General features: G+C 70.2%; 19 protein-coding genes. 12 read left to right on the top strand and 7 right to left on the bottom strand.

From position 1 onward, the window contains the following. Positions 1-105 precede the first annotated feature (105 nt). On the bottom strand, positions 106-1,641 hold the full coding sequence (locus AC31A1_RS22865) for an acyl-CoA synthetase (protein WP_489655099.1): 1,536 nt from the start codon (positions 1,639-1,641) through the stop codon (positions 106-108). Positions 1,642-1,863: 222 nt separating this feature from the next. On the opposite strand from AC31A1_RS22865, the gene AC31A1_RS22860 reads away from it, so the two are divergent. The 3 genes from AC31A1_RS22860 (at position 1,864) to AC31A1_RS22850 (ending at position 4,916) form a co-directional block, all read left to right on the top strand. Continuing rightward, positions 1,864-2,628: an enoyl-CoA hydratase/isomerase family protein gene (locus AC31A1_RS22860; protein ID WP_489655098.1), complete on the top strand. Its 765-nt coding sequence runs from the start codon at positions 1,864-1,866 to the stop codon at positions 2,626-2,628. 73 nt (positions 2,629-2,701) lie between these two features. Next, positions 2,702-3,760, top strand: coding sequence for an alcohol dehydrogenase catalytic domain-containing protein (locus AC31A1_RS22855; protein WP_489655097.1), 1,059 nt, complete (start codon positions 2,702-2,704; stop codon positions 3,758-3,760). A gap of 1 nt (position 3,761) precedes the next feature. Then, positions 3,762-4,916, top strand: a complete 1,155-nt coding sequence (locus AC31A1_RS22850; protein WP_489655096.1) for an acyl-CoA dehydrogenase family protein — start codon at positions 3,762-3,764, stop codon at positions 4,914-4,916. A 43-nt stretch (positions 4,917-4,959) separates the two neighbouring features. Here the strand turns inward: AC31A1_RS22850 and AC31A1_RS22845 are convergent, their stop codons facing one another. Beyond that, positions 4,960-5,667, bottom strand: a complete 708-nt coding sequence (locus AC31A1_RS22845; protein WP_489655095.1) for a TetR/AcrR family transcriptional regulator — start codon at positions 5,665-5,667, stop codon at positions 4,960-4,962. A 141-nt stretch (positions 5,668-5,808) separates the two neighbouring features. Between AC31A1_RS22845 and AC31A1_RS22840 the strand changes: the two genes are divergently transcribed. After that, positions 5,809-7,806, top strand: a complete 1,998-nt coding sequence (locus tag AC31A1_RS22840; RefSeq protein ID WP_489655094.1) for an alpha-ketoacid dehydrogenase subunit alpha/beta — start codon at positions 5,809-5,811, stop codon at positions 7,804-7,806. 71 nt (positions 7,807-7,877) lie between these two features. Here AC31A1_RS22840 and AC31A1_RS22835 read toward each other — a convergent pair whose 3' ends face one another. Continuing rightward, positions 7,878-8,927 carry a cyclase family protein gene (locus AC31A1_RS22835; protein WP_489655093.1) on the bottom strand — a complete coding sequence of 350 codons (1,050 nt, stop codon included), beginning with the start codon at positions 8,925-8,927 and terminating at the stop codon, positions 7,878-7,880. A 156-nt stretch (positions 8,928-9,083) separates the two neighbouring features. Here AC31A1_RS22835 and AC31A1_RS22830 point away from each other — a divergent pair, with 156 nt between their 5' ends. Both AC31A1_RS22830 and AC31A1_RS22825 read left to right on the top strand, forming a co-directional pair. Beyond that, positions 9,084-9,482, top strand: a complete 399-nt coding sequence (locus AC31A1_RS22830; RefSeq protein ID WP_489655092.1) for a YybH family protein — start codon at positions 9,084-9,086, stop codon at positions 9,480-9,482. Between the two features lie 50 nt (positions 9,483-9,532). After that, positions 9,533-9,931, top strand: coding sequence for a nuclear transport factor 2 family protein (locus tag AC31A1_RS22825; protein WP_489655091.1), 399 nt, complete (start codon positions 9,533-9,535; stop codon positions 9,929-9,931). Positions 9,932-9,994: 63 nt separating this feature from the next. On the opposite strand, the gene AC31A1_RS22820 is transcribed toward AC31A1_RS22825, so the two are convergent. After that, positions 9,995-11,623, bottom strand: coding sequence for a flavin-containing monooxygenase (locus AC31A1_RS22820; RefSeq protein WP_489655090.1), 1,629 nt, complete (start codon positions 11,621-11,623; stop codon positions 9,995-9,997). A gap of 245 nt (positions 11,624-11,868) precedes the next feature. Here AC31A1_RS22820 and AC31A1_RS22815 point away from each other — a divergent pair, with 245 nt between their 5' ends. From AC31A1_RS22815 to AC31A1_RS22790, 6 genes are read left to right on the top strand one after another with little or no spacing between them, the layout of a single operon-like run. Further along, a complete protein-coding gene (locus AC31A1_RS22815) occupies positions 11,869-12,264 on the top strand; it encodes a carboxymuconolactone decarboxylase family protein (protein WP_489655089.1) in 396 nt (131 codons plus the stop codon). A 55-nt stretch (positions 12,265-12,319) separates the two neighbouring features. Continuing rightward, complete coding sequence (locus AC31A1_RS22810; RefSeq protein WP_489655088.1) at positions 12,320-13,060, top strand: SDR family NAD(P)-dependent oxidoreductase; 741 nt, start codon at positions 12,320-12,322, stop codon at positions 13,058-13,060. 44 nt (positions 13,061-13,104) lie between these two features. Further along, on the top strand, positions 13,105-14,310 hold the full coding sequence (locus AC31A1_RS22805) for an NAD(P)/FAD-dependent oxidoreductase (RefSeq protein WP_489655087.1): 1,206 nt from the start codon (positions 13,105-13,107) through the stop codon (positions 14,308-14,310). Positions 14,311-14,338: 28 nt separating this feature from the next. Continuing rightward, positions 14,339-14,533: a ferredoxin gene (locus AC31A1_RS22800; RefSeq protein ID WP_019071312.1), complete on the top strand. Its 195-nt coding sequence runs from the start codon at positions 14,339-14,341 to the stop codon at positions 14,531-14,533. 51 nt (positions 14,534-14,584) lie between these two features. Then, on the top strand, positions 14,585-15,826 hold the full coding sequence (locus AC31A1_RS22795; protein WP_489655086.1) for a cytochrome P450: 1,242 nt from the start codon (positions 14,585-14,587) through the stop codon (positions 15,824-15,826). Between the two features lie 38 nt (positions 15,827-15,864). Beyond that, complete coding sequence (locus AC31A1_RS22790) at positions 15,865-16,782, top strand: SDR family NAD(P)-dependent oxidoreductase (RefSeq protein WP_489655085.1); 918 nt, start codon at positions 15,865-15,867, stop codon at positions 16,780-16,782. Between the two features lie 46 nt (positions 16,783-16,828). On the opposite strand, the gene AC31A1_RS22785 is transcribed toward AC31A1_RS22790, so the two are convergent. From AC31A1_RS22785 to AC31A1_RS22775, 3 genes are all read right to left on the bottom strand, one after another. Then, complete coding sequence (locus AC31A1_RS22785; protein WP_489655084.1) at positions 16,829-17,554, bottom strand: class I SAM-dependent methyltransferase; 726 nt, start codon at positions 17,552-17,554, stop codon at positions 16,829-16,831. 162 nt (positions 17,555-17,716) lie between these two features. Continuing rightward, positions 17,717-20,218, bottom strand: coding sequence for a SpoIIE family protein phosphatase (locus AC31A1_RS22780; RefSeq protein ID WP_489655083.1), 2,502 nt, complete (start codon positions 20,216-20,218; stop codon positions 17,717-17,719). A 148-nt stretch (positions 20,219-20,366) separates the two neighbouring features. Beyond that, positions 20,367-21,229, bottom strand: an 863-nt coding sequence (locus AC31A1_RS22775) for an MSCRAMM family protein (protein ID WP_489655082.1), incomplete at its 5' end; no start/stop codon positions are given.

Raw genomic sequence — 21,229 nt, 5'->3', positions numbered from 1 at the left:
GTCGACGAGCTTCCCCGCACCCGTCACCCACACCGTCCGTCCATCGAGCCGGAGTTGGGCATTCACGTCATTCACGTCATTCACGTCTTTCGAATCCGCCATGCCTCAGCCCTCCGCGGGGATGTCGCGCAGGGTGCGCTTGAGGACCTTGCCGGACGGGGTGCGGGGCAGCTCGTCGACGATGTCGAAGCGGGCCGGCACCTTGAACTTGGCCAGGCGCGCCCGGCAGAACTCCCGTAGTTCCTCGGGCCCCGCGCTCTCGCCGGGCCTGAACACCACGAAAGCGCGCGGGACTTCACCCCAGCGGGGATGGTCGATCCCGACCACGGCGGCCTCCAGGACGGCCGGGTGCTCGTACAGCACCCGCTCCACCTCGGGCGTGGCGATGTTCTCGCCGCCGGAGACGATCATGTCCTTCTTGCGGTCGTCGATGAAGAGGAAGCCGTCCTCGTCGAGGTGCCCGATGTCGCCGGTGTGGAACCAGCCGTCCCGGAGCGCCGCGGCCGTGGCCTTCTCGTCCCGCCAGTACCCGGCGAAGACCTTCGGTCCGCGCAGGGTGATCTCGCCGAGTTCGCCCGCCGGGGCCTCCTTGCCGGTGTCGTCGACGATCCGCACGCGCGTGTGCGGGACGGGGCGACCCACCGAGCCCAGCTTGGTCAGCGCGTGCTCGCGGTCGAGGAAGGTGTCGCCGGAGACGGTCTCGGTCAGGCCGTAGGCGTCGGCGAACCAGGCGTTGGGGAACGCGGTCATGACGCGTCGCAGCACCGGTTCGGGGGTCTTCTCGCCGCCGCCGAGGACGAAGCGCACCGAGCTGGTGTCGTACTCCTCGCGGTCGGGGACCTCCAGAACCGCGTTGACCATGGCGGGCGCCAGCCACACATTGGTCACCCGGTGCTTCTCGATCGCGTCGAGAACACCCTGCGGATCGAACTTCCGCTGGAGTACGACACTTCCCCCCGCGTGCAGCACCCCGAGGGCCGGCATGTCCAGACCGCCCACGTGGTAGAGCGGCCCGCAGACCAACGTGGTGTCCGCCGCCGTAAGACCGAAGTGGACGATGTGCGCGAGATTCTTGGCCTGGAGGTTTCCGTAGGTGATGCGGACGCCCTTGGGGCGTGAGGTGGTGCCGGAGGTGTACATGAGCCGCTGGAGGTCGTCGAGCTCGACGTCCACGGGCTCCACCCGCTCCCCCTTGTGCCGGGCCAGCAACTCCTCGTAGTCGGTCCACGGCTCCTCGGGCGGCTCGCCCCCGCCGATCAGGATCCGGTGCTCCAGGTCCGTCAGACACCCGGCGCTGCGCTCCACCGCCCGCACGAACTCCGGCTCGGTGACGATCACCTTGGCCTGGGCGTGCCCGAGGATGTACTGCCACTCCTCTTCCGAGAGGCGGTAGTTGAGCGGCAGGAAGACCGCGCCGAGCCGGTTGGCCGCGTGGACCAGCTCCAGGAACTCCGGCTGGTTGTAGAGCAGCAGACCGACGACATCACCGCGTCCGACGCCCAGCTCGGCCAGGCCGGCCGCCAACTGGTTCACCCGCTCATGCAGATGACGGACCGTCAGACAACGCTCGTCCTGGACGACGGCGACGGCGTCCGGCCGCTGCGCCAGGTGGTAATCGAGGATGCTCGCGAAATTGTGCACGGCTCACTCTCGCTCTGTGGTGTTCGGCACTGAACACGGCTCGACCACGGCTCATGGGGCATACCGGATCCCGACCGGTCGGTTGCCCACTCACATGATTTAGTGTACCCCTTGGTCTATAAAACCTGTGAGCCGCACTTTACGACGCAGCGTCCGCATCGACAACCATCCGAGCGCACGCGACGCCGCTTCCGCCGCTTCCGCCGACGAGGAGGGTTCTACGTGCCACGCATCCGACTGGACACCGACGGACCGGTCGTCACGCTCCGCCTCGACAACCCGCCGATGAACGCCTTCGACTCCGTACAGAGAGAGGAGCTGGCCGCCCGCGTACGCGGGCTGGCCGACTCCCCCGCCGTACGGGCCGTGGTGCTCTACGGCGGCGAACGGCTCTTCGCCGCCGGCGCCGACATCAAGGCCCTCGCCGCGATGGGCCCGGAGGAGATCCGCGGCTGGAACCGCGCCCTCCAACGCACCTTCGACGAGGTCGCCCGCCTGCCCATGCCGGTGATCGCGGCGGTCACCGGCTACGCCCTGGGCGGCGGCATGGAACTGGCCCTGGCCGCCGACTACCGGGTGGCCGCCGAGGACGCGGTCTTCGCCCAGCCGGAGGTCCAGCTCGGCATCATGCCGGGCTCGGGCGGCACCCAACGCCTGACCCGCCTGATCGGCCCGTCCCGCGCGAAGAACCTGTTGATGACGGGCCGCAGAGTGAAGGCGGATGAGGCGCTACGCCTGGGCCTTGTGGACGAGGTGGTTCCTACGGGCTCCGCTTTGAAAGCCGCGTTGACATACGCGCGCCGCCTGTCCGAGGGCCCACCCGCAGCCCTGGAGGCCATCAAAGAGGCAGTGGACCACGGCACGGACGCGAGCATGTCGGCCGGCCTGGCACTTGAACGCGCCCTGTTCACAGGGGTGTTCGGCACAGAAGACGCGGCGACGGGACTCCGCTCATTTCTCAACAGGGGTAAGAAAAGCGCCCCTTAAGGGGCGCGGGGAACTGCGCGCCCAGCCCCCACCGGCCCGCAGACAAGAAACGACACGAAAGGGGCGGAAAAACATGCACGCACTCGTCTGGCACGGTGCACAGGATCTCCGTTTCGAAGAGGTTGCCGAGCCTCCCGACCCGGCGCCCCACGAAGCCGTCGTAGAAGTGACGTGGTGCGGAGTCTGCGGCACAGACCTGCACGAGTTCCTCGAAGGCCCCCACATGATCCGTGAGGCCCCGCACCCCCTCACCGGAGCCAAACCACCCCTCGCCCTCGGCCACGAACTCAGCGGCACAGTAGTCGCGTTGGGAGCTGACGCGCCCGGCATAACCATCGGCGACCGAGTAACCGCGGACCCGGTCTGGCGCTGCGGCACCTGCTTCTGGTGCACGCGCGGCGAGTACCACATCTGCCCCAAGAGCGGCTCCGTCGGCCTCGCTTCACCCGGCGGCTTCGCGGAACGCGTCACCGTCCCGCTGGCCGGCCTGACCCGCCTCCCGGACAACGTCACCGACGAACTCGCCGCCGTAGCAGAGCCGTTGGCGGTCGGCCTGCACGCCGTGACCCGGGCCGGGGTCAAGCCGGGCGACAACGTTCTCGTGGTAGGCGGCGGCCCGATCGGCGTGGCAGTCGTCCTCGCGGCCCGCATCGCAGGCGCAGCAGCCCTGTTCGTAAGCGAACCCCTCGCAGGGCGGCGCGAAATGCTCCTCGGCATCGGCGTCACCGAAGCCTTCGACCCGCGCGAAACCGACGTACGGCGCGAGGTGTTCGTGCGAACGAACCGCATCGGCCCGGACGTCGTCATCGACGCGACCGGCGTGCCCGCGCTCGCGGGGCAGGCCGTGTCTACCGTGCGGCGCGGCGGACGGGTCGTGCTGGCCGGGGTCGGACACGGCAGTGTCGAGTTCGACATGGGCCAACTCGTGTTCTACGAGCGGTCGGTGGTCGGCACGCTCGGCTACAACTTCGACATCCCGCGCGTGATCGATCTGATGAGCACCGGACGCCTGGACGCCTCCGCCCTGATCACCGGCCGTTTTCCGCTCTCGGGAGGAGCCGGTGTCTTCGAGGACCTGGCCGCCGACCGGGCCAAGCACCTGAAGGTGCTGCTGACCCCGAAGGGACTGTGACATGGACTTCGACCTGCCCGAGGAGACCCTCGCTCTCCAGGACATGGTCCGCGAGTTCGCGGCCAACGAGATCACGCCCCACGCGGCCGAGTGGTCCGAGAACGAGATCTTCCCCACCAAGGTCTTCACCAAGCTCGGCGAACTCGGCCTGATGGGCATGCTCGTGCCGGAGGAGTACGGCGGAGCGGGCTCGGACACCGTCACCTATGTCGCGGTGATGGAGGAACTCGGCGCCGCCGACCAGTCGGTGGCCTCCTCGTGGAACGCCCACTCGACCATCGGCACCCTGCCGCTGCTCGCGTACGGCACCGAGGAGCAGAAGCGGCGCTGGCTGACCCCGCTGGCCAAGGGCGAGGCGCTCGGCGCGTTCGGGCTGACCGAGCCGGACGCCGGCTCCGACGCGGCCGGCATCGCGACCACCGCCCGCCGGGCGGACGGCGGTTGGGTGATCAACGGCACCAAGATGTTCATCACCAACGCGGGCACCGACATCAGTCAGGGCGTCACCCTGCTGGCGACGACCGGCAAGGGCGCGGACGGGCGCAAGGGGTACGCGACCTTCTACGTGCCGACCGGTACGCCCGGTTACACGGTCGGCGCCAAGCTGAAGAAGCTCGGCTGGCACGCCATGGACACACGGGAGCTGGTGTTCACCGACTGCTGGGTCTCCGACGACCATCTGATCGGCGAGGAGGGCAACGGGCTGCGGCAATTCCTGTCCGTGCTCGACGGCGGCCGGATCAGCGTGGCGGCACTGGGTCTCTCGCTGGCCAAGGCGGCGCTGGCGCTGGCCGTCAAACACGCCAGGGAACGGCACCAGTTCGGGCGTCCGCTGTCGGACTTCCAGGCGGTCGCGCACAAGATCGCCGACATCGGCACGGAGTACCAGGCCGCCCGCTGGATGGTCTACCGCGCCGCGTGGCTCGCCGACCAGGGCCGTCCGCACAGCACGGAGGCCGCCATGGCGAAGCTGTACGCCTCCGAGGTCGCCAACCGGGCGGCCTCCCAGTCGCTGCAGATCCACGGCGGCTACGGATACGTGCGGGAGTCGGAGATCTCCCGTTTCTACGCCGACGCCAAGATCCTGGAGATCGGCGAGGGCACCAACGAGATCCAGCGCAATGTCATCGCCAGGGCCCTGGTCCAGGGCGCGTGAGCGGGCGGGATCCGCGGTGCGCGACGGCGCACCGCGGGTCCGGTCAGCTCGCCACGGAGACCGCTTCCCACAACGCCTCGGGATCGAGGGGCAGTTCGGGCCGGGCCCGCTTGAACTCGGCGGCCAGTGCCTCGACGTCCGGGAGGTCGCCGACGGACGCGGCGAAACCGCGGAACAGGGTCGAGCAGTACTCGCCCGACAGGAACGCGGCGTCCCAGCTGCCGTCCGGCCGCACCCACTGGTAGGTGTGGTTGTGGAGGTTGAGGAACTGGAGGGTGGCCAGGTGCGGTTCGACCGCACGGAAGGTCCCCTCCTCGACGGCCTCCGTGAGCAGGCCGGTGATCAGCAGTTCGAAGTCGGAGCGCTGCCGCAGCACGATCTCCAGCTCCTTGCCGCTGAGGCTGCGGTAGTCGTGCTCGTAGACCCAGATGTGGTCGAGCCTGCGGAAGATGATCGTCAGCAGCGACTCGGACAGCAGGCGCAGCCGCAGCAGCGGGACCTCGTCGAGGGCCGCGATCTCCTTGGCGCGGGCCAGCAGCGGGCCGAGGACCCGCGACTGGATCTCGATGAGCAGGTTCTCCTTGGAGCCGATGTAGTAGTACAGGGCACCCTTGGCGAGTCCGACCGCGCGGCCCAGGTCGTTGATGGAGGTCGCGGCGTATCCCTGCTGCGCGAACAGGGACGCGGCGGTGTCGATGATCTTCTGGCGTCTGACTTCGAAGCCCGGCCCATGACCCGGCGGTCGTGGCATCTCTTCTCTCCCCTTGCCGTGACGACGTGCGTGCTGTCCCGGGTCCGCACAGGCGCCGGATCGTGGCACGCCTGGGGGAAGCAGTCCCGGGGACGTCGCTCTAGTTTGCTAGACCAAACGGTACATTAAAGCGAGGACCGTATGACTCAGGCATCGCATCACACCGGCACCGGCTCCGCACAGACGGACCAGCTCCTGGAGATGTACCGCCGGATGCGGCGCATCCGGCGCTTCGAGGAGCGGGCGTCCGATCTGTACAAGGCGACGGAGATCCCGGGCTTCCTGCATCTGTCGATCGGCCAGGAGGCCAGCGCCGTCGGCGCCTGCTGGCCGCTGGGAGCGCGGGACGGCATCACCTCCACCCACCGCGGCCACGGCCACGTCCTGGCCAAGGGCCTGGACTCGGCGTCGATGATGGCCGAGCTGATGGGCAAGGAGGCGGGCACCTGCCACGGCCGCGGCGGCTCGATGCACATCGCGGACCCCGGCCTCGGGATCTACGGCGCGAACGGCATCGTCGGAGCGGGGCTCCCGATCGCCGCCGGGGTCGCCACCGCCGCGAAACTGCGGGCGGCCGGTGACGTGGTGGTGGCGTTCTTCGGGGACGGGGCGGTGGCCCAGGGCATGTTCCACGAGGCCGTGAACCTGGCCGCCGTATGGGATCTGCCGGTCGTCTTCCTCTGCGAGAACAACCACTACTCCGAGTTCTCGCCCGAGGCCGAACAGCACCGCGCCCCGCTCTCCGCCCGTGCCGCCGGGTACGGCATCGGATACGAACACGTCGACGGCAACGACGTGGTGGCGGTGGCGCAGACCATGACCGGGGTGGTCGCGCGGCTGCGCGCGGGCGGCGGCCCGGTCCTCGTCGAGGCCGAGACGTACCGCTGGCACGGCCACTACGAGGGCGACCCCGAGCGCTACCGCCCCGCCGAGGAGGTCGCCGCCGCCAAGGAGCGCGACCCGCTGCTGGTGGCCCGCCGGCACCTGACGGCGGCCGGGGTGCCGGCCGCGCTGGCCGACGCCGTGGACGAGGAGATCTACAAGGAGATCGAGGCGTCGGTCGAGTGGGCCAGGGGCCTGCCGGAGCCCGCCCCGGAGACCCTGCACGACTACGTGTCGGCCCCCCGCCTCCTCGTCGCCGAGCCCGCGCCGCTCCCGGCCGACGCCGAGATCTTCCGGTCCATGGACGCCGTACGACTGGCCCTGGAGCACGAACTCGCCGCCGATCCAAGTGTGTTCGTCGCCGGGATCGACGTCGGCGCGGGCGGCAACGTCTTCGGACTGACCCGCGGACTCGCCCAGGCCTTCCCCGGCCGGGTGCGGGACACCCCGATCAGCGAGAGCGCCGTCGTCGGGACGGCGGTGGGGGCGGCCATGGCCGGCATGAAGCCGGTGGTCGAGATCATGTACATGGACTTCATCGGCGTCGCCTTCGACATGCTCCTCAACCAGGCCGCCAAACTCCGCTTCATGACCGGCGGCCGGGCCTCGATGCCCCTCGTCGTCCGCACCCAGTTCGGCGCGGGCCGCTCCTCGGGCAGCCAGCACTCGCAGAGCCTGGAGGCCCTGCTGGCCCACATCCCCGGCCTGACGGTGGTGATGCCGTCCAACCCGGCGGACACCTACGGCCTGCTCCGCGCCGCCATCCAGGACCCCAACCCGGTGGTCTTCGTGGAGAACCGGCTCCAGTACGGCCTCAAGGGCCCCAAGCCCCCGGCCGACCACCTGATCCCGCTCGGCAGGGCCAAGGTCGTCCGCGAGGGCACCGACATCACCCTGGTCTCCTGGTCCCGGATGGTCCAGGACGCCCTGGCCGCCGCCGAGTTGCTCGCCGGCGAGGGCATCGGCGTCGAGGTGATCGACCTGCGCACCATCTCCCCGCTGGACCGGGAGACCGTCCTCGCGTCCCTCGCCAAGACCAACCGCCTGGTCATCGCGCACGAGGCGGTACGCGACTTCGGCGTCGGCGCCGAACTCGCCGCCATGGCCGTCGACGAGGGCTTCTGGCACCTGGACGCCCCGGTCACCCGGGTGGCACCGCCGTCGGTCCCGGCGCCGTACGCACCCTCGCTTGAGCGGGTGTGGCTGCCGTCGCGGGACACGATCGCGGAGACGCTGCGGCGGATCGCCGCGGTCTGAACGGGACGTACGACGGGAGGGGCCCCGGAATTCCGGGGCCCCTCCCGTCGTGGCACCGCTGGGAACCGCCGTCAGACGGTCGCGACCGGCGTGAGCGGACTGCCCTGCGTCCCCGGCAGGTTGAGCGGGGGCGCGGTGAGGAGGAAGCGGCTGCGGTCGTGCTCGCGCAGCCAGGCCGCCAGCTTCTCCAGGTACCACAACTCGCCGAGGGGGACGCCCAGTTTGAAGAGGCAGAGGTTGTGGATCGGGAGCAGCGAGTGCGGGGTGTTGTCCTCGGGGCCGACGCCCACGCCCTCGACGGCGTAGTTGTCCGAGATCAGCGCGGAGATCTGCGACTCGGCGATCCACTCCAGGAGCGCCGGGTCGAACGCGTCGAGGTAGGAGGCCGTGGTGTGGATGCCCACGGGGTCCGGGTTCTTGCCCCAGGCCATCACCGCGGTGTCGAACCCTGTGTGCAGGAGGAGCATGTCGCCGGGTTCGACGACGATGTTGTCGGCGGCCATGATCTCCTGGAGGGTCTTCAGGTTCACCGGCTGCCAGGTGTTGCCCAGGTGGTGGGCCAGGTCGACCAGGACGCCACGGCCCTGGACCCCGTGCTCCGCCATGTGCTCCAGGCCGAGGTGGCGGGCGAAGCCGAGGGTGCCGCTGCCGTCGCCCTTGGCATCCTCCTGCGGTCCGACGATGTCGGTGTCGGCGCGGTACCCGTTGTAGTAGACCGCCTCCTCGACGCCGTCACCGTCGGCGTCGAACTCCTGGCCCTGGTGGGCGAGTGCGTCCCACTGCGTCGAGTACTGGAGCCAGAGGGTCACCACGTCGTCGGACCAGACGTCCCTGAGATGCGGCGAGAAGTGCTCCCGCGCCTTGATGTTGTAGAACACGTCCTGCTTGTGTTCGAGGTCCTCGGTGGGCCGCAGGATCGGAGGGTAGCGCCGCTGGTTCAGCTCGCTCCCGCCCGGATAGTCGAGCGGCAGGCTCAGGCTGAAGCTGATGCCGTGCTCGACCTCGCGGACCCCCTGCAGAACCTTCTCGGGGGTGAGCAGGTTGATACGACCCAGTTCGTCGTCCTCGCCCCAATCGCCCCACGTAGAGCCCGGCGGACGCTGCTTCCAACGCTTCGTCATGATCACGCCTCCTTCGGCGACAGTCCCCGTTGACCAGCCGCCCGCATGTTATTTGTGATTGTACCGATCGGTCAACGAATCCGACGCGCACCCCTCCCTTTATCTTCGACTCATCAATAGACTGAGTGGTCGAAACACCCGACCTTGGAGCGAAGAATGAGCGAATCCACACAGGCGTGGGTCGTGGCGGGCGTACGGGCCGTACTCGGCGCGCACACCCAGGCCCAGGACGCCGGCCGCACCGACGACGTCGTCGCGCAGTACGCGCCCGACGCCGTCCTGGAGATCCCGGGCATGGACCCGGTCGAGGGGCGCGACGCGATCCACGCAGCCTTCAAGGGATGGGAGCCGGTCCAGCCGCAGCTGCACCTGGTCACCAACACCGTCGTGACGTCCACGGGCGAGGACGAGGCCCGCGCCCTGAGCGACGTGGTCTTCCTCCAGCGCGGCGAGGCCGGCTGGGCGGTGGGCGTGGTCGGGCACTACGACGACACGCTGCGCCGGCACAACGGCACCTGGCTGCTGCAGCGCAGGAAGACGACGTACCAGGCGTAACCGCCGCTCCCCGCAGCCTCCTTGACCTTCCTTCCCGACCCTGGAGTGAGATGACCACCACGATCGACGCGTCCGTCACGGCGGCCGTACAGACCGCCATCGCCGCCTATGCCCAGGCCCTGGACGCCGGACGGGCCGACGACATCGCCGACCTGTACACGGCGGACGGCGTCGCCGAGATAGTCGGCATGGCCAAGTTCGAGGGCAGGGAGGCGATCCGCCAGGGCTTCGGCGGCTTCGCGCCCCAGGCACCGCAGTTGCACCTGATCGCCAACACCGTCGTCACCTCCGCGACCGAGGACGAGGCGACGGCCACCAGCAACCTGGCGTTCTTCGCGCGCGGCGACTCCGGCTGGAGCGTGCAGATGGTCGGGCGCTACGACGACGTGCTGCGCCGCGAGGACGGCACCTGGCGCTTCCAGCGGCGCGTGACGACCTTCGCGGAGTAGGCCCCGGCGAGAACCCGGACGCCCGTGCCGCCCACGTCCAGGGCTGCACGGGCGTCCGGGCGTTCAGGCGTCCGGGGTCTCGGCCTTGGAGAGGACGAACGTCGGGAACTCGTTCTCCTTCACGGCGTTGATCGCCTCCTGGAGCGCCCACCGGCCCGTCGGGTTGAGGAGCTGCTTGACCGGCTTGCCGGGGATGTTGCCGCCGTAGAAGTAGCTGCTCTCCAGGAAGGAGGACATCGTGCTGTTGTTCATGCTGTCCGTCCACTCCTCCTCGGCGGCCTCGGTCACCTCGATGACGTCGTAGCCGTGGTCGCGTGCGTGGACGAGGGCGTCGGTGACGATCTCCACCTGGTCGCCGGCGTAGCGCGGGTTGTTGCCGGTGGCGCCGTGCGGGCCGCCGGGGAAGAAGAAGTTGGGGAAGCCGGCCGTGGCGATGCCGAGGTAGGTGCGCGGGCCGTCCGCCCAGTACTCCTTCAGCGGGAGGCCCTGACGGCCTTGCACACCAAGGCGGTTGAGGGCGCCGGTGCCGAAGTCGTAGCCGGTGGCCCAGACGATGATGTCGAACTCCTCGACACCGTCGGCGGTTTCGATGCCGTCCTCGGTGATGCGGGTGATCGGCGTGGTGTTGATGTCGACGAGCGAGACGTTCGGCTTGTTGTACGTCTCGTAGTAGCCGGTGCCGAAGGGGGGCCTGCGGCCGCCGTAACCATGGCCCTTCGGGATCAGCTTGTCGGCGGTCTCGGGGTCCTTGACGATGCTGCGGATCTTGTCGGCCATGAACGCGCACCACTCCGCGTTGACGGTCTCGTTCGACAGCATGTCCATGTAGTGCTCGGTGAGCTTGGTGAAGCCCGGGCCGTTCCACCGCTCCTCGTAGAACGCCTGGCGGTCCTCCGGGCTGTCGTCGAGGCCGGAGCGCATGACGATCTGGTGCAGGAAGCCGCTCGGCGAGGTGTTCAGCGTCTCGCGGATGGACTCGAAGTTCGCCTTCAACTCCGCCTGTTCCTCAGGCGTGATGGGCCCGTTGTTGAGCGGTGTGAGCCAGTCGGCGTCCTTCTGATACACCGTCAGCTGTGCTACGTCGTCGGCGATCGCGGAGATGATCTGCACACCGCTGGAGCCGGTGCCGATCTGGGCCACCCGCTTGCCGGTGAAGTCGATGGGCGTCTTCGGCCAGCGCGCGGTGTGGTGCTGCGCGCCGCGGAAGTCGTCGCGTCCGGGGATGTTCGGGATGAACGGAACCGAGAGGTTGCCGGTGGCCGCGACGACGTAGCGGGCCCGGACCTCGGTGCCGTCACTGCCCCGGACGGTCCAGGTGCCGGAGGGCTCGTCGAAGACGGCCGAGGTCACCTTGACGCCGGTGCGGATGTCGCGCCGCAGGTCGAAGCGGTCGACGACGTGGTTGAAGTAGCGCTCGATCTCGGGCTGGCCGGCGAACCGCTCCGACCACTCCCACCCCTCCCACAGCTCCTTGGAGAACAGGTAGCCGTAGGTGTAGCTCTCCGAGTCGAAGCGCGCCCCGGGGTACCGGTTCCAGTACCAGGTGCCGCCCACGCCGGTGCCCGCTTCGAGGAGTCGCACCGAGAACCCGGCCTCGCGGGCCTTGTACAGCTGGTAGATGCCCGTGACGCCCGCGCCGACGACCAGCACGTCGACCCGGTCCGGGGCCGCCGGGTTCGAAGCTTCGCTCATTTGCCCTCCAAGGCGACTGGGGCTGCAGCTCGCACATGACCCTGGTTTGATAGTTCGACCAGTCGGTCGAATATTCAGACCGAGAGTAGATGAGGCTCCTGCCCCGATCAATGGCGATGACGGAGAGAGCCTGGACCAGCCATATCCGTAACAGGCATTGATTGTACCGACCGTTTGATCTAACTTTCGTTTGGGACGAATGCAATCGCATGAACCGGGAGTCCCGCATGAACCGGGAGTCGGGCATGAGCGCCGAAGACGTCAAGGAAACCACCGATCTGCGCGTCGCGGGCCTGAAAGCCCTGCGCGCCGCACTGCCCGGAGTGGTTCCCGCCGAGGGTGATCTCGACATGCGGGACGGCAAGCTCGGCGAGGATCTCGTCGAGATCGGCCTGTCCACCGTGTGGGGCGCGCTGTGGGGACGCGAGGGCCTGGCTCCGCGCGACCGCAGCCTGGTCACCCTCGGCATCCTGATCGCGCTCGGCGCCGAGACCGAGCTGAAGACCCACGTCCGGGTCGCCCTCACCAACGGCGTGACCAGGGACGAGCTGGCCGAAGTCCTCTACCACGCCGCCGGGTACACCGGCTTTCCCCGGGCCGTCGCCGCCCGTACCGCGGCCCGCGAGGCCCTGGGCGAATAGCCGCACCGCCGGTGTCCGGTCCATCGGCACCGCGCACGAGCGCAAGGGAGCGCACATGTCACTTCAAGGGAAGGTCGCCGTCGTCACCGGTGGCGGCCGCGGCATCGGCCAGGCGATCGCGACGGTGCTCGCCGCCCGGGGAGCCGCGGTCGCGGTCTGGGACCTGAACAGCGAGGGCGCCGAGAAGACCGCGGCGGCCATCCAGGAAGGCGGCGGTACGGCGATCGCCGTCTCCGGCGACGCGGCCGAGGCCGGCGCCGTGGCCCGGGCGGCCGCCCGCACCCGCGAGGAGCTCGGCCCGGTCACGATCCTCGTCAACAACGCGGGCATCACCGCCTACGAGCCGTTCACGAGCATCTCCGAGGCGTCCTGGGACCGCATGATCGGGATCAACCTCAAGGGCCCCTTCCTGGTCACCAAGGAGATCGTGCCCGACATGACCGAGGCGGGCTGGGGCCGGATCATCAACATCTCCTCGTCGTCCGCGCAGACCGGGGCACCCTCCATGGCCCACTACGCGTCCTCCAAGGGCGGTGTCATCGCCCTCACCCGGGCGCTCGCGGTCGAGTTCATCGGCAAGGGCATCACCGTGAACCACGTGCCGCCCGGCTTCATCGACACCCCGCTGGTCCGCGAGGGCCCGGTCGACGTGGAGGCGGCCGCCGCCACGATGCCGATGAAACGGGCCGGCACACCGGAGGACATCGCCTACGCGGTGGCGTACCTCGCCTCCGAGGAAGCCGCCTACGTCACCGGCCAGACCCTCAGCGTCAACGGCGGGCGCTACCTGGCGTGAACGCCCGCACAGACCATCGCACCCACGCTGCAACGGAGCCGCACATGAGCATCGAGGACGACACCGGGACCGTGGCCCACGTGCTGGTGGTGGGCGCCTCCGCGTCCGGGCTGACCACGGTGGAGGCCCTGCGGCGCAAGGGGTACACGGGCCGGATCACGGTGCTCGGCGCCGAGCCGCATGCCCCGTACGACCGTCCGCCGCTGTCCAAGCAGATCCTCTCCGGCGCCTGGGAACCGGGCCGCGCCGCACTGCGCACCGAGGAGATGCTGTCCGGTCTCGACACCGAGTTCGTGCTCGGCGACCCCGCGGTCGCCCTGGACCCGGCGACCCGGACCGTGCGCACGGAGTCCGGGCGCGAACTGAGTGCCGACGCGATCGTGATCGCCACCGGCGTACGGCCCCGGGTGCTGCCGGGACAGGGCGAGTCGACCGGTGTCCATGTACTGCGCACCCTCGACGACGCGCTCGCCCTGCGCACGGATCTGCTCGCCGGATCACGTCTGGTGGTCGTCGGCGAGGGGGTCCTCGGCTCCGAGATCGCCGCCACCGCACGGACGTTGGGCCTGGATGTCACCCTCGCGGGCCCGCTCACGGGACCGCTGGCCCTTCAGGTGGGCCCACTGGTGTCGGGACTGCTGGCGGAGCTGCACACCGAACGGGGGGTGCGACTCCGGCTGGGAAACGGCGTCGTGGGGCTGACCGGCGGCCAAGGCCGGGTCACCGGCGTCGAGTTGAGCACGGGCGAGGTGCTGCCCGCCGACGTGGTGGTGGTCGCCATCGGGGCGACCCCGGCGACGGAGTGGCTGGCCGGCAGCGGGCTCGAACTCGACAACGGCGTGGTGTGCGACTCCCGTTGCCGGGCCGCGCCGGGGATCTACGCCGTCGGTGACGTGGCCCGCTGGCGGCACGAGCGGCTGGGCCGGCTGATCCGGCTGGAGAACCGCACGAACGCCACCGAGCAGGCCATGGCGGTCGCCGGGGCGATCCTCGGCGAGGACCGGGCCTACGAACCGGTGCCGTACTTCTGGACCGATCAGTTCGACGCCAAGCTCCAGGTGCACGGCTTCCTGCCGACCGACGCCGAAGTGGACGTCGTCGACGGGGAGTTGGCGGCCCGCCGGTTCGTCGCGTGCTACCGCAGCGGCGGCCGGGTCACCGGGATCCTCGGCTGGAACATGCCCAAGCAGGCCAGACAGCGCCGTCAGGAGATCGTCGACGCGGTCCCCTCCCCCGCTCCCGCCCACTGAACGACCCGGAACGATCAGGAGAGTTGCCATGAAGGTTGTCGTCGACGAGGACAAATGCGTCGCCGCCGGGCAGTGCGTCGCCGCCGCCATGGACGTGTTCGACCAGCGCGACGAGGACGGCATCGTCGTCCTGCTGGACGAGAACCCGCCGGCCGAACTGGCCGACGACGTACGGAACGCCGCGGCGGTGTGCCCCGCGCTGGCGATCCGCATCGAGGAATGACCGCCGCTCCCCTCATCGCCCTTCCCCCCACCCTCATCTGGAGGAATGACCATGTCCGAGGCCGAGACGGAACTCGCCGCCCCTGACGCGGAGCTCTTCGACTACCCGGGCGCACGCGACCGCAGCTGCCCGTTCGCCCCGCCCGCCGGGCTGCGCGCCCTGAACGACGAGGCGCCCGTGTCCCGGGGCCGGATCTGGGACGGCAGCACCCCGTGGCTGGTGACCGGGCACGCCGCACAGCGCGTGATCCTGTCCGATCCGCGGGTGAGCAGCGACGACAAGCAGCCCGGGTTCCCGTATCCGAACGAGGCGATGGCGGAGAACGCTCCCCACCACCCGCTGACCATCTTCAACGCCGACGGCGCCGACCACACGCGGATCCGCCGCATGATGACGGCTCCGTTCACGCGCAACCGGATGGAGAAGCTGCGGCCTGAGATCCAGCGGTTCACCGATGAGCTGATCGACAAGATGCTCGCGGGCCCGAACCCGGCGGACCTCAACACCGCGCTGTCGCTGCCACTGCCCTCGCTGATGATCTGCGCGCTGCTCGGAGTGCCGTACGAGGACCACGAGTTCTTCCAGGAGCACGCCTCGCTGGCGACCCGGAGCGACAAGACCGCCGAGCAGGACCGGGCGGCCATGGAAGCGCTGGGCGGCTATCTGGCCGGGCTGCTGCAGAAGCGGATGGAGGAGCCGAGCGACGACGTCATCTCGGACTTCGCCGGGCGGATCAAGGCGGGCGAGGTCACCCTGCCCGAGGCCGTCATGCTGTGCATGATCCTGCTGATCGCCGGCCACGAGACCAGCGCCAGCATGATCACCCTGGGGACCGCCCTGCTCCTGGAGAACCCGGAGCAACTGGCCCTGCTGCGCGGGACGGACGACCCCAAGGTCGTCGCGAACGCGGTCGAGGAGATCCTGCGCTATCTGACGATCCCGGCGCTCGGGCAGCGGCGGATCGCCGCCGAGGACATCGAGATTGAGGGCGTGACCATCAAGGCCGGCGAGGGCATCGTCGTCGCCCTGCCCGCCGGCAACTGGGACCCGGCGGCCTTCCCCGAGCCGGAGAAGTTCGACATCTCCCGCGAGGCGCGGCACCATCACGCCTTCGCGTGGGGCATCCACCAGTGCCTGGGCCAGCAGCTCGCCCGCATCGAACTCCAGGTCGTCTACGGCACGTTGTACCACCGCGTCCCGACCCTGCGACTGGCGGTCGGTTTCGACGAGTTGAGGTTCCGCCGGGACGACGCGCTCGCCTACGGCCTGCACGCGCTGCCGGTCGCCTGGTAGCCACCGACGCTTTCACCCGCACACAACTGGAGTCACCCATGAGCGAGTTCGGCTTCGAAGGACGCGTCGCCGTCGTCACCGGCGCGGGCCGTGGCCTCGGCCGCGCCTACGCCCGTCTGCTGGCGGAGCGCGGGGCGAAGGTCGTCGTCAACGACCTGGGCGGGTCGATGGAGGGCGAGGGCTCCGACGCCGGACCCGCGCAGAAGGTCGTCGACGCGATCGTCGCCGCCGGCGGGGAAGCCGTGGCCGACACCCACGACGTGTCCACGCAGGCCGGCGGCGGGGCCGTCATCGACACCGCGATCCAGGCCTTCGGCCGGATCGACGTCCTCGTCAACAACGCCGGGATCATCCGGTACGCGGGCCTGCCGGAGATCGAACTCGACAATCTGGAACGGCACTTGGCCGTCCACCTGCTCGGTTCGTTCAACACGATGCGGGCGGCGTGGCCGCACTTCGTCGAGCAGGGCTACGGCCGGGTCGTCCTGACCACCTCCAGCGGCATGTTCGGCATGGACAACAACCTGTCCTACGCCGCCGCGAAGGCGGGCACGGTCGGCATGGCGCGCAGCGCGAAGCTGGCCGGAGAGCCGCACAACATCAAGGTCAACCTGATCGCACCGGCCGCGATGACCCGGATGGGCGGCGGCCCCGAGGAGGAGCCGGCTCAGACCGCTGAAGGCATGCCCTACATGCCGTCTTCGGCGGTGGCGCCGATGGTGGCCTATCTCGCGCACGAGAACTGCCCGGTCAGCGGGGAGATCTACACCGCCGGCGCGGGCCGGTTCGCGCGGGTGTTCCTGGCCTCGACGGAGGGGTACGCGCACGAGGGGGGCGACGCGTCGGTCGAGGACGTGGCGAAGAACTGGGACGCGATCAACGACGAGAAGGGGTACTACGTGCCCGCGGACCTGATGGCGTGGTCCGGCTCGTTCCTCAAGCACCAGTTCGGGTAGTGCGGGTGGGGGGAGGCGGTGAGCCGCCCCGCCTCCCCCTGCCGTCTCAGGCCGTACGGCTCGCGATCACCCACTTCGACGGCAGTTCGATGCGCGCGCCGTCCGCGGTGAACTCGGTGGTGATCAGCGGCAGTTCGCCGCTCGCGATGACGGTGAGGCCGGCCGCGCGCAGGAGTTCCGGCACCTCGTCGTCGGACACTTCGCCGGGGGCGATGCCGTGGCGGAAGATCGGGGCGAGCTTCGGCGGCGGCCCTGCCGGGTCCTGGGCCAGCCCGCCGAGGATCGGGCGGGCCGCTTCGGAGAGCTCGACGAGGAAGGCGTGGCCGCGCTCGCCGATGAGCGTGGCGATTCCCTCCGCCAACGGCTGCCGGTCGTCGGGCTCGACCTGGTGCAGTACGCCCCTCATGTAGACGTTGGCGTCGCCGAGTTCGGCGTGCAGCGCCTCGACCTCGGTCTTGTCGGCGGCGTCCAGCAGCCGGTAGGCCGCCTGCCCCGCCGGGTCCTCGTGCCGGGCGTGGTCGAGGGCCGCGGCGGACAGGTCGGCGCCGACGACATGGCTGAACCGGTCGGCAAGGAAACGGGTTTGAGTACCGTTGCCGCAGCCGAGGTCCACCATCTGCAGACCGGGATCGCGCAACTTCGGCTCGAACAGGGCGAGATGGAGCCCCACCGTCTGTGCCGCCGCCGCGTCCCAGAAGACGGCTCCTTGTCCGTCGGGCGCCTCGCGCCAGAAACCCTCCCAGGCCTCCCGGTACCGACTGGTCACGCTCATGCCCAACTCCCCAGGATGCGAGGCCGTTCCGCCATAAGTGACGGGCCAGTACGGTCTATCGCGCCCCGGTCCTGCTCACAAGCACACGGCGCATTCCTTCACCGCTCATTCGACCGGTGTACGCCGTTGTGCGCCTCTTGCGCCCCCACGGTCGCTTGCGATTCAGCGGCGCGGCAAGGTGAGTTCGAACCAGACGGTCTTGCCCGTGGTCGTACGGCTGGCGCCCCATTCGCGGGCGAGCACGCCGACCAGGTGCAGTCCGCGGCCGAACTCGCCGTCGGGGCCCACACTGAGCAGGGACGGCAGGGTGGGGTCGTCGTCGTCCACCTCGCACAGCAGCGTGTCGCCGCGCACCAGGCGCAGTTCGGCACGGCGGCCGTGGGAGTGCCGTACGGCGTTGGTGACCAGCTCGCCGGCCAACAGGGCGGCGTTGTCGGCGAGTTTGGCCAGGCCCCACTCGTGGAGCTGTTCGCGGACCACCGCGCGGGCCCGGCCGGCCTCCATCGGGTCGAGGGTGAGCCGCCACTCGGCGACGTCGTCCGGCTCGATGCCGTTGAGGCGGGCCATCAGGAGGGCGACGTCGTCCTTGCGGCCGCCGCGGGTGTTGAGGGTGCGGATGATGGTGTCGCAGGCGTCGTCCATGGACGCGGCCGGATGCGCGGCCGACTCGCTCAGCGCCGCGAGTCCTACGCCGATGTCCTCGCCGCGCACCTCGACGAGACCGTCGGTGCACATCACGAGCCGGTCGCCGGGCTCCACGCGCACGCGTACCGCCTCGAAGGGCACCCCGCCGACGCCGATGGGCGCGCCGGTGGGCAGGTCGAGCAGCTCGCTGCGGCCGTCCACGGCCCGCACGATCACCGGCGGGATGTGGCCCGCGTTGGCGAGGTGGAGTTCGCTCGCGATCGGGTCGTAGACGACGTACAGGCAGGTCGCGAGGTAGGAGTCGCCGAGGCGCTGGGCCAAGTCGTCGAGGTTGCGCAGGAGTTGGGCGGGCGGGAGGTCCATGGCGGCCATGGTCTGCACGGCGGTGCGCAACTGGCCCATCATGGCGGCCGAGTTGAGGCCGTGGCCCATGACGTCGCCGACGACGAGCGCGGTGCGGGCGCCGGGCAGTTTCACCGAGTCGAACCAGTCGCCGCCGACGCGTCCGAGCAGCGTGCCGGGCAGATAGCGGGTGGCGATGTCGCAGCCCGCCATGCGCGGCGGGATGTGCGGCAGCATGCTGTCCTGGAGGGTCTCGGCGACACTCTCCTGGTAGGTGTACATGCGCGCGTTGTCGAGCACGAGGCCCGCACGGGCGGCGAGTTCGGCGCCGGTGACGCGGTCCATGTCGTTGAACTCGACGCGCTCCGGGTGGCGCAGCAGGATCATGAAGCCGAGGACGACGGTGCGGGCCTTGAGCGGGACGACCAGCATGGAGCGGCCCGTGATCAGCGGCCTGATGTCGCGCTTCTCGAACTGCGAGGCGATCATGTGCCCCATCTGTTCGCTGATGCGCGGCACGAGGACGGGTTCGCCGGTGGTCATGCACTGGAAGAACGGGGTGTGCGCCGGGAACGGCATGGCCTCGCCGACCGGTACGACGTCGTCCCAGCGGCCGGGTTCGTCGGTGTGCTCCAGCGCGACCCGGTGCCACATGGTGGTGGTGTCGGGCACGCCGTCCGGGAACCCCTCGCCGGCGACGACCTGTTCGCGGAGGTACGTCCCCGCGACGTCCGTGAACTTGGGGACGACGGCCTTGCTGACCTCGACGATGGTCTGCGCGAGGTCGAGCGAGGTGCCGATGCAGCCGCTGACCTCGTTGAGGAACTCCAACCGCTCGCGTACGGCGGCGTATTCGAGGTCCTCGCCCTCGTCCGCGACCTCCTGCGGCACCGGGAGTCCTTCGGAGACCGCGAGGGCGGCCCGCTCGCGGCGCGCCTTGCGCTCGGCGCGGCGGGCGATCCCCCAGTCGGGGGTCACCGGCACCCGCTCGTTCTGGCTGAACTCCAGGACGGGATAGCCGAGTTCGAGGACCTGGGCGACGATGCGGGCGCTCTCGTCGACGCTCATGCTGGGCAGGATCTCGGGGAGCCTGCGGGCGAGTTCGTCGGCGCCGGGGAAGTCGGTGTGCAGGGCGAAGCCCGGTGCTATGCGCTCGAAGGCGCGGTCCGCTTCGGGGAGGTCCTGGCGCAGGCCGCCCGCGTCGGCGGCGAGCACGAGCAGCCGTTCCTGCCCGGGGCCGACGAGCGGATAGGCCCACCACAGCACGTCCACGCGGTCACTCCCCCAGCCTTCGGACGGGCGGACCCCCATCTCGCTTCGCTCGGGGACGGTGAGGCGGGCGCGTCCGGCGGCCGGGTAGGACAGGCGTCCGTCGAGGGAGGACTCCAGGTCGGGGCCGAGTCCGTCGTAGTCGGCGAACCCGCCGTAGGGGCTGGTCTCCTCGTCGTCGGGGAGGGCGCCGGAGACAGGGAGCAGGTCGACCGCCGCCTGGCCGATCGCCTCTTCCTTGGTGGCGCCGAACAGGCGTCGGGCGCCGCGGCTCCAGTGGGAGACGAGGCCGTCGCGGTCGATCAGAATCACCGCGAGGGGCACCCGGCCCGTCGCGGTGTGTTCGAGCACCACGTCGTCCCCGGCCCCGCGGCCGGGAGGTGTCCCCCGCTCGGTGCCACGGTCCATGACCCAGGCCCTCTCTCCCCACGGCTCCGCATGATCTGTGCCGCCACCCACCACGCTACGGTGACGGCCGGTGGCGATGTGTGGCATTCCTGGAATTGGTTCCACTCCATCGCACCGGCGCACGCCTCCGCGCTCCGTGGGGCAGGAGTCAGTCCTCGTGGCCGAGCTGGAGATCGCGCTCGGTGCGTCCCCCGCCCGCCACTTGGAGCACGGTGGCCACGGGCGGGTACCCGGCGGCGATCACCGTGTACTCGCCGGAGGACAGGTCGACGAACCGGAACGTTCCGTCGGGTCCCGTGGTGAGGGTGTCCACGACGTTGCCCGCCGCGTCGAGGAGCGTCACGCGCGCGTCCTCGACGGGCCGCCCGCCGCTCGCCCTGACCGTGCCGCGCAGCACGGCGCCGCCGGCGAGTTCGACGTCCTGGCGGGTCTCGCGGGACGCCTGCACGCTGACCGGGAGCGCGGCCGGGCGGAACGCGGGCGCGCTGGCCGCGAGGGTGTACTCGCCGGCCACCAACTCGCTGATGACATAGGTGCCTTCGCGCCCGCTGCGGGTACTGGCCACGACACCGCCGTGCACGTTGGTGAGCGTCACGGCGGCCTCCCGCACCGGGGTGCCGTCCGCGGTCAGCACACTCCCGGCGAGGCGTCCGGCGCCGCCGAGGACGACGTCCAGCTCGACGGGCCGCTCGCCGACGGTCACGGACACCGCCTGCGGCTGGTGCCCGCCGGCCGCCGCGATCAGGACGTACGACCCGGAGCCGGGCGTCGAGAGCGCGTACCGCCCGTCCGCGCCGCTGGCGCCGCGCCCGATCTGCTGTCCCGAGACGTCGATGAGGGTCAGCGCGGCCCGGGGCACGACCGTCCCGTCGGGGTGCTGCACCGTGCCACAGACGGGGATTCCGGCCGCGTACGCCGAGCGAAGCGAGATGGGGGTCCCCCCGGCCGAAGGTTGGGGGGACCCCCATCTCGCTTCGCTCGGCGTACGCGGCCGGAATCCCCGTCTGTGGC

The organism is Streptomyces sp. P5F9, assembly GCF_057961495.1.
Note: the sequence above shows the minus strand (reverse complement) of the source record. Positions and strands in the feature narration are given on the sequence as shown.

Coding starts and splice junctions, on each gene's coding strand:
- AC31A1_RS22855 (WP_489655097.1), top strand. CDS start 2,702: ATGCACGCACTCGTCTGGCACGGTGCACAGGATCTCCGTTTCGAAGAG.
- AC31A1_RS22850 (WP_489655096.1), top strand. CDS start 3,762: ATGGACTTCGACCTGCCCGAGGAGACCCTCGCTCTCCAGGACATGGTC.
- AC31A1_RS22845 (WP_489655095.1), bottom strand. CDS start 5,667: ATGCCACGACCGCCGGGTCATGGGCCGGGCTTCGAAGTCAGACGCCAG.
- AC31A1_RS22840 (WP_489655094.1), top strand. CDS start 5,809: ATGACTCAGGCATCGCATCACACCGGCACCGGCTCCGCACAGACGGAC.
- AC31A1_RS22835 (WP_489655093.1), bottom strand. CDS start 8,927: ATGACGAAGCGTTGGAAGCAGCGTCCGCCGGGCTCTACGTGGGGCGAT.
- AC31A1_RS22830 (WP_489655092.1), top strand. CDS start 9,084: ATGAGCGAATCCACACAGGCGTGGGTCGTGGCGGGCGTACGGGCCGTA.
- AC31A1_RS22825 (WP_489655091.1), top strand. CDS start 9,533: ATGACCACCACGATCGACGCGTCCGTCACGGCGGCCGTACAGACCGCC.
- AC31A1_RS22820 (WP_489655090.1), bottom strand. CDS start 11,623: ATGAGCGAAGCTTCGAACCCGGCGGCCCCGGACCGGGTCGACGTGCTG.
- AC31A1_RS22815 (WP_489655089.1), top strand. CDS start 11,869: ATGAGCGCCGAAGACGTCAAGGAAACCACCGATCTGCGCGTCGCGGGC.
- AC31A1_RS22810 (WP_489655088.1), top strand. CDS start 12,320: ATGTCACTTCAAGGGAAGGTCGCCGTCGTCACCGGTGGCGGCCGCGGC.
- AC31A1_RS22805 (WP_489655087.1), top strand. CDS start 13,105: ATGAGCATCGAGGACGACACCGGGACCGTGGCCCACGTGCTGGTGGTG.
- AC31A1_RS22800 (WP_019071312.1), top strand. CDS start 14,339: ATGAAGGTTGTCGTCGACGAGGACAAATGCGTCGCCGCCGGGCAGTGC.
- AC31A1_RS22795 (WP_489655086.1), top strand. CDS start 14,585: ATGTCCGAGGCCGAGACGGAACTCGCCGCCCCTGACGCGGAGCTCTTC.
- AC31A1_RS22790 (WP_489655085.1), top strand. CDS start 15,865: ATGAGCGAGTTCGGCTTCGAAGGACGCGTCGCCGTCGTCACCGGCGCG.
- AC31A1_RS22785 (WP_489655084.1), bottom strand. CDS start 17,554: ATGAGCGTGACCAGTCGGTACCGGGAGGCCTGGGAGGGTTTCTGGCGC.
- AC31A1_RS22780 (WP_489655083.1), bottom strand. CDS start 20,218: ATGGACCGTGGCACCGAGCGGGGGACACCTCCCGGCCGCGGGGCCGGG.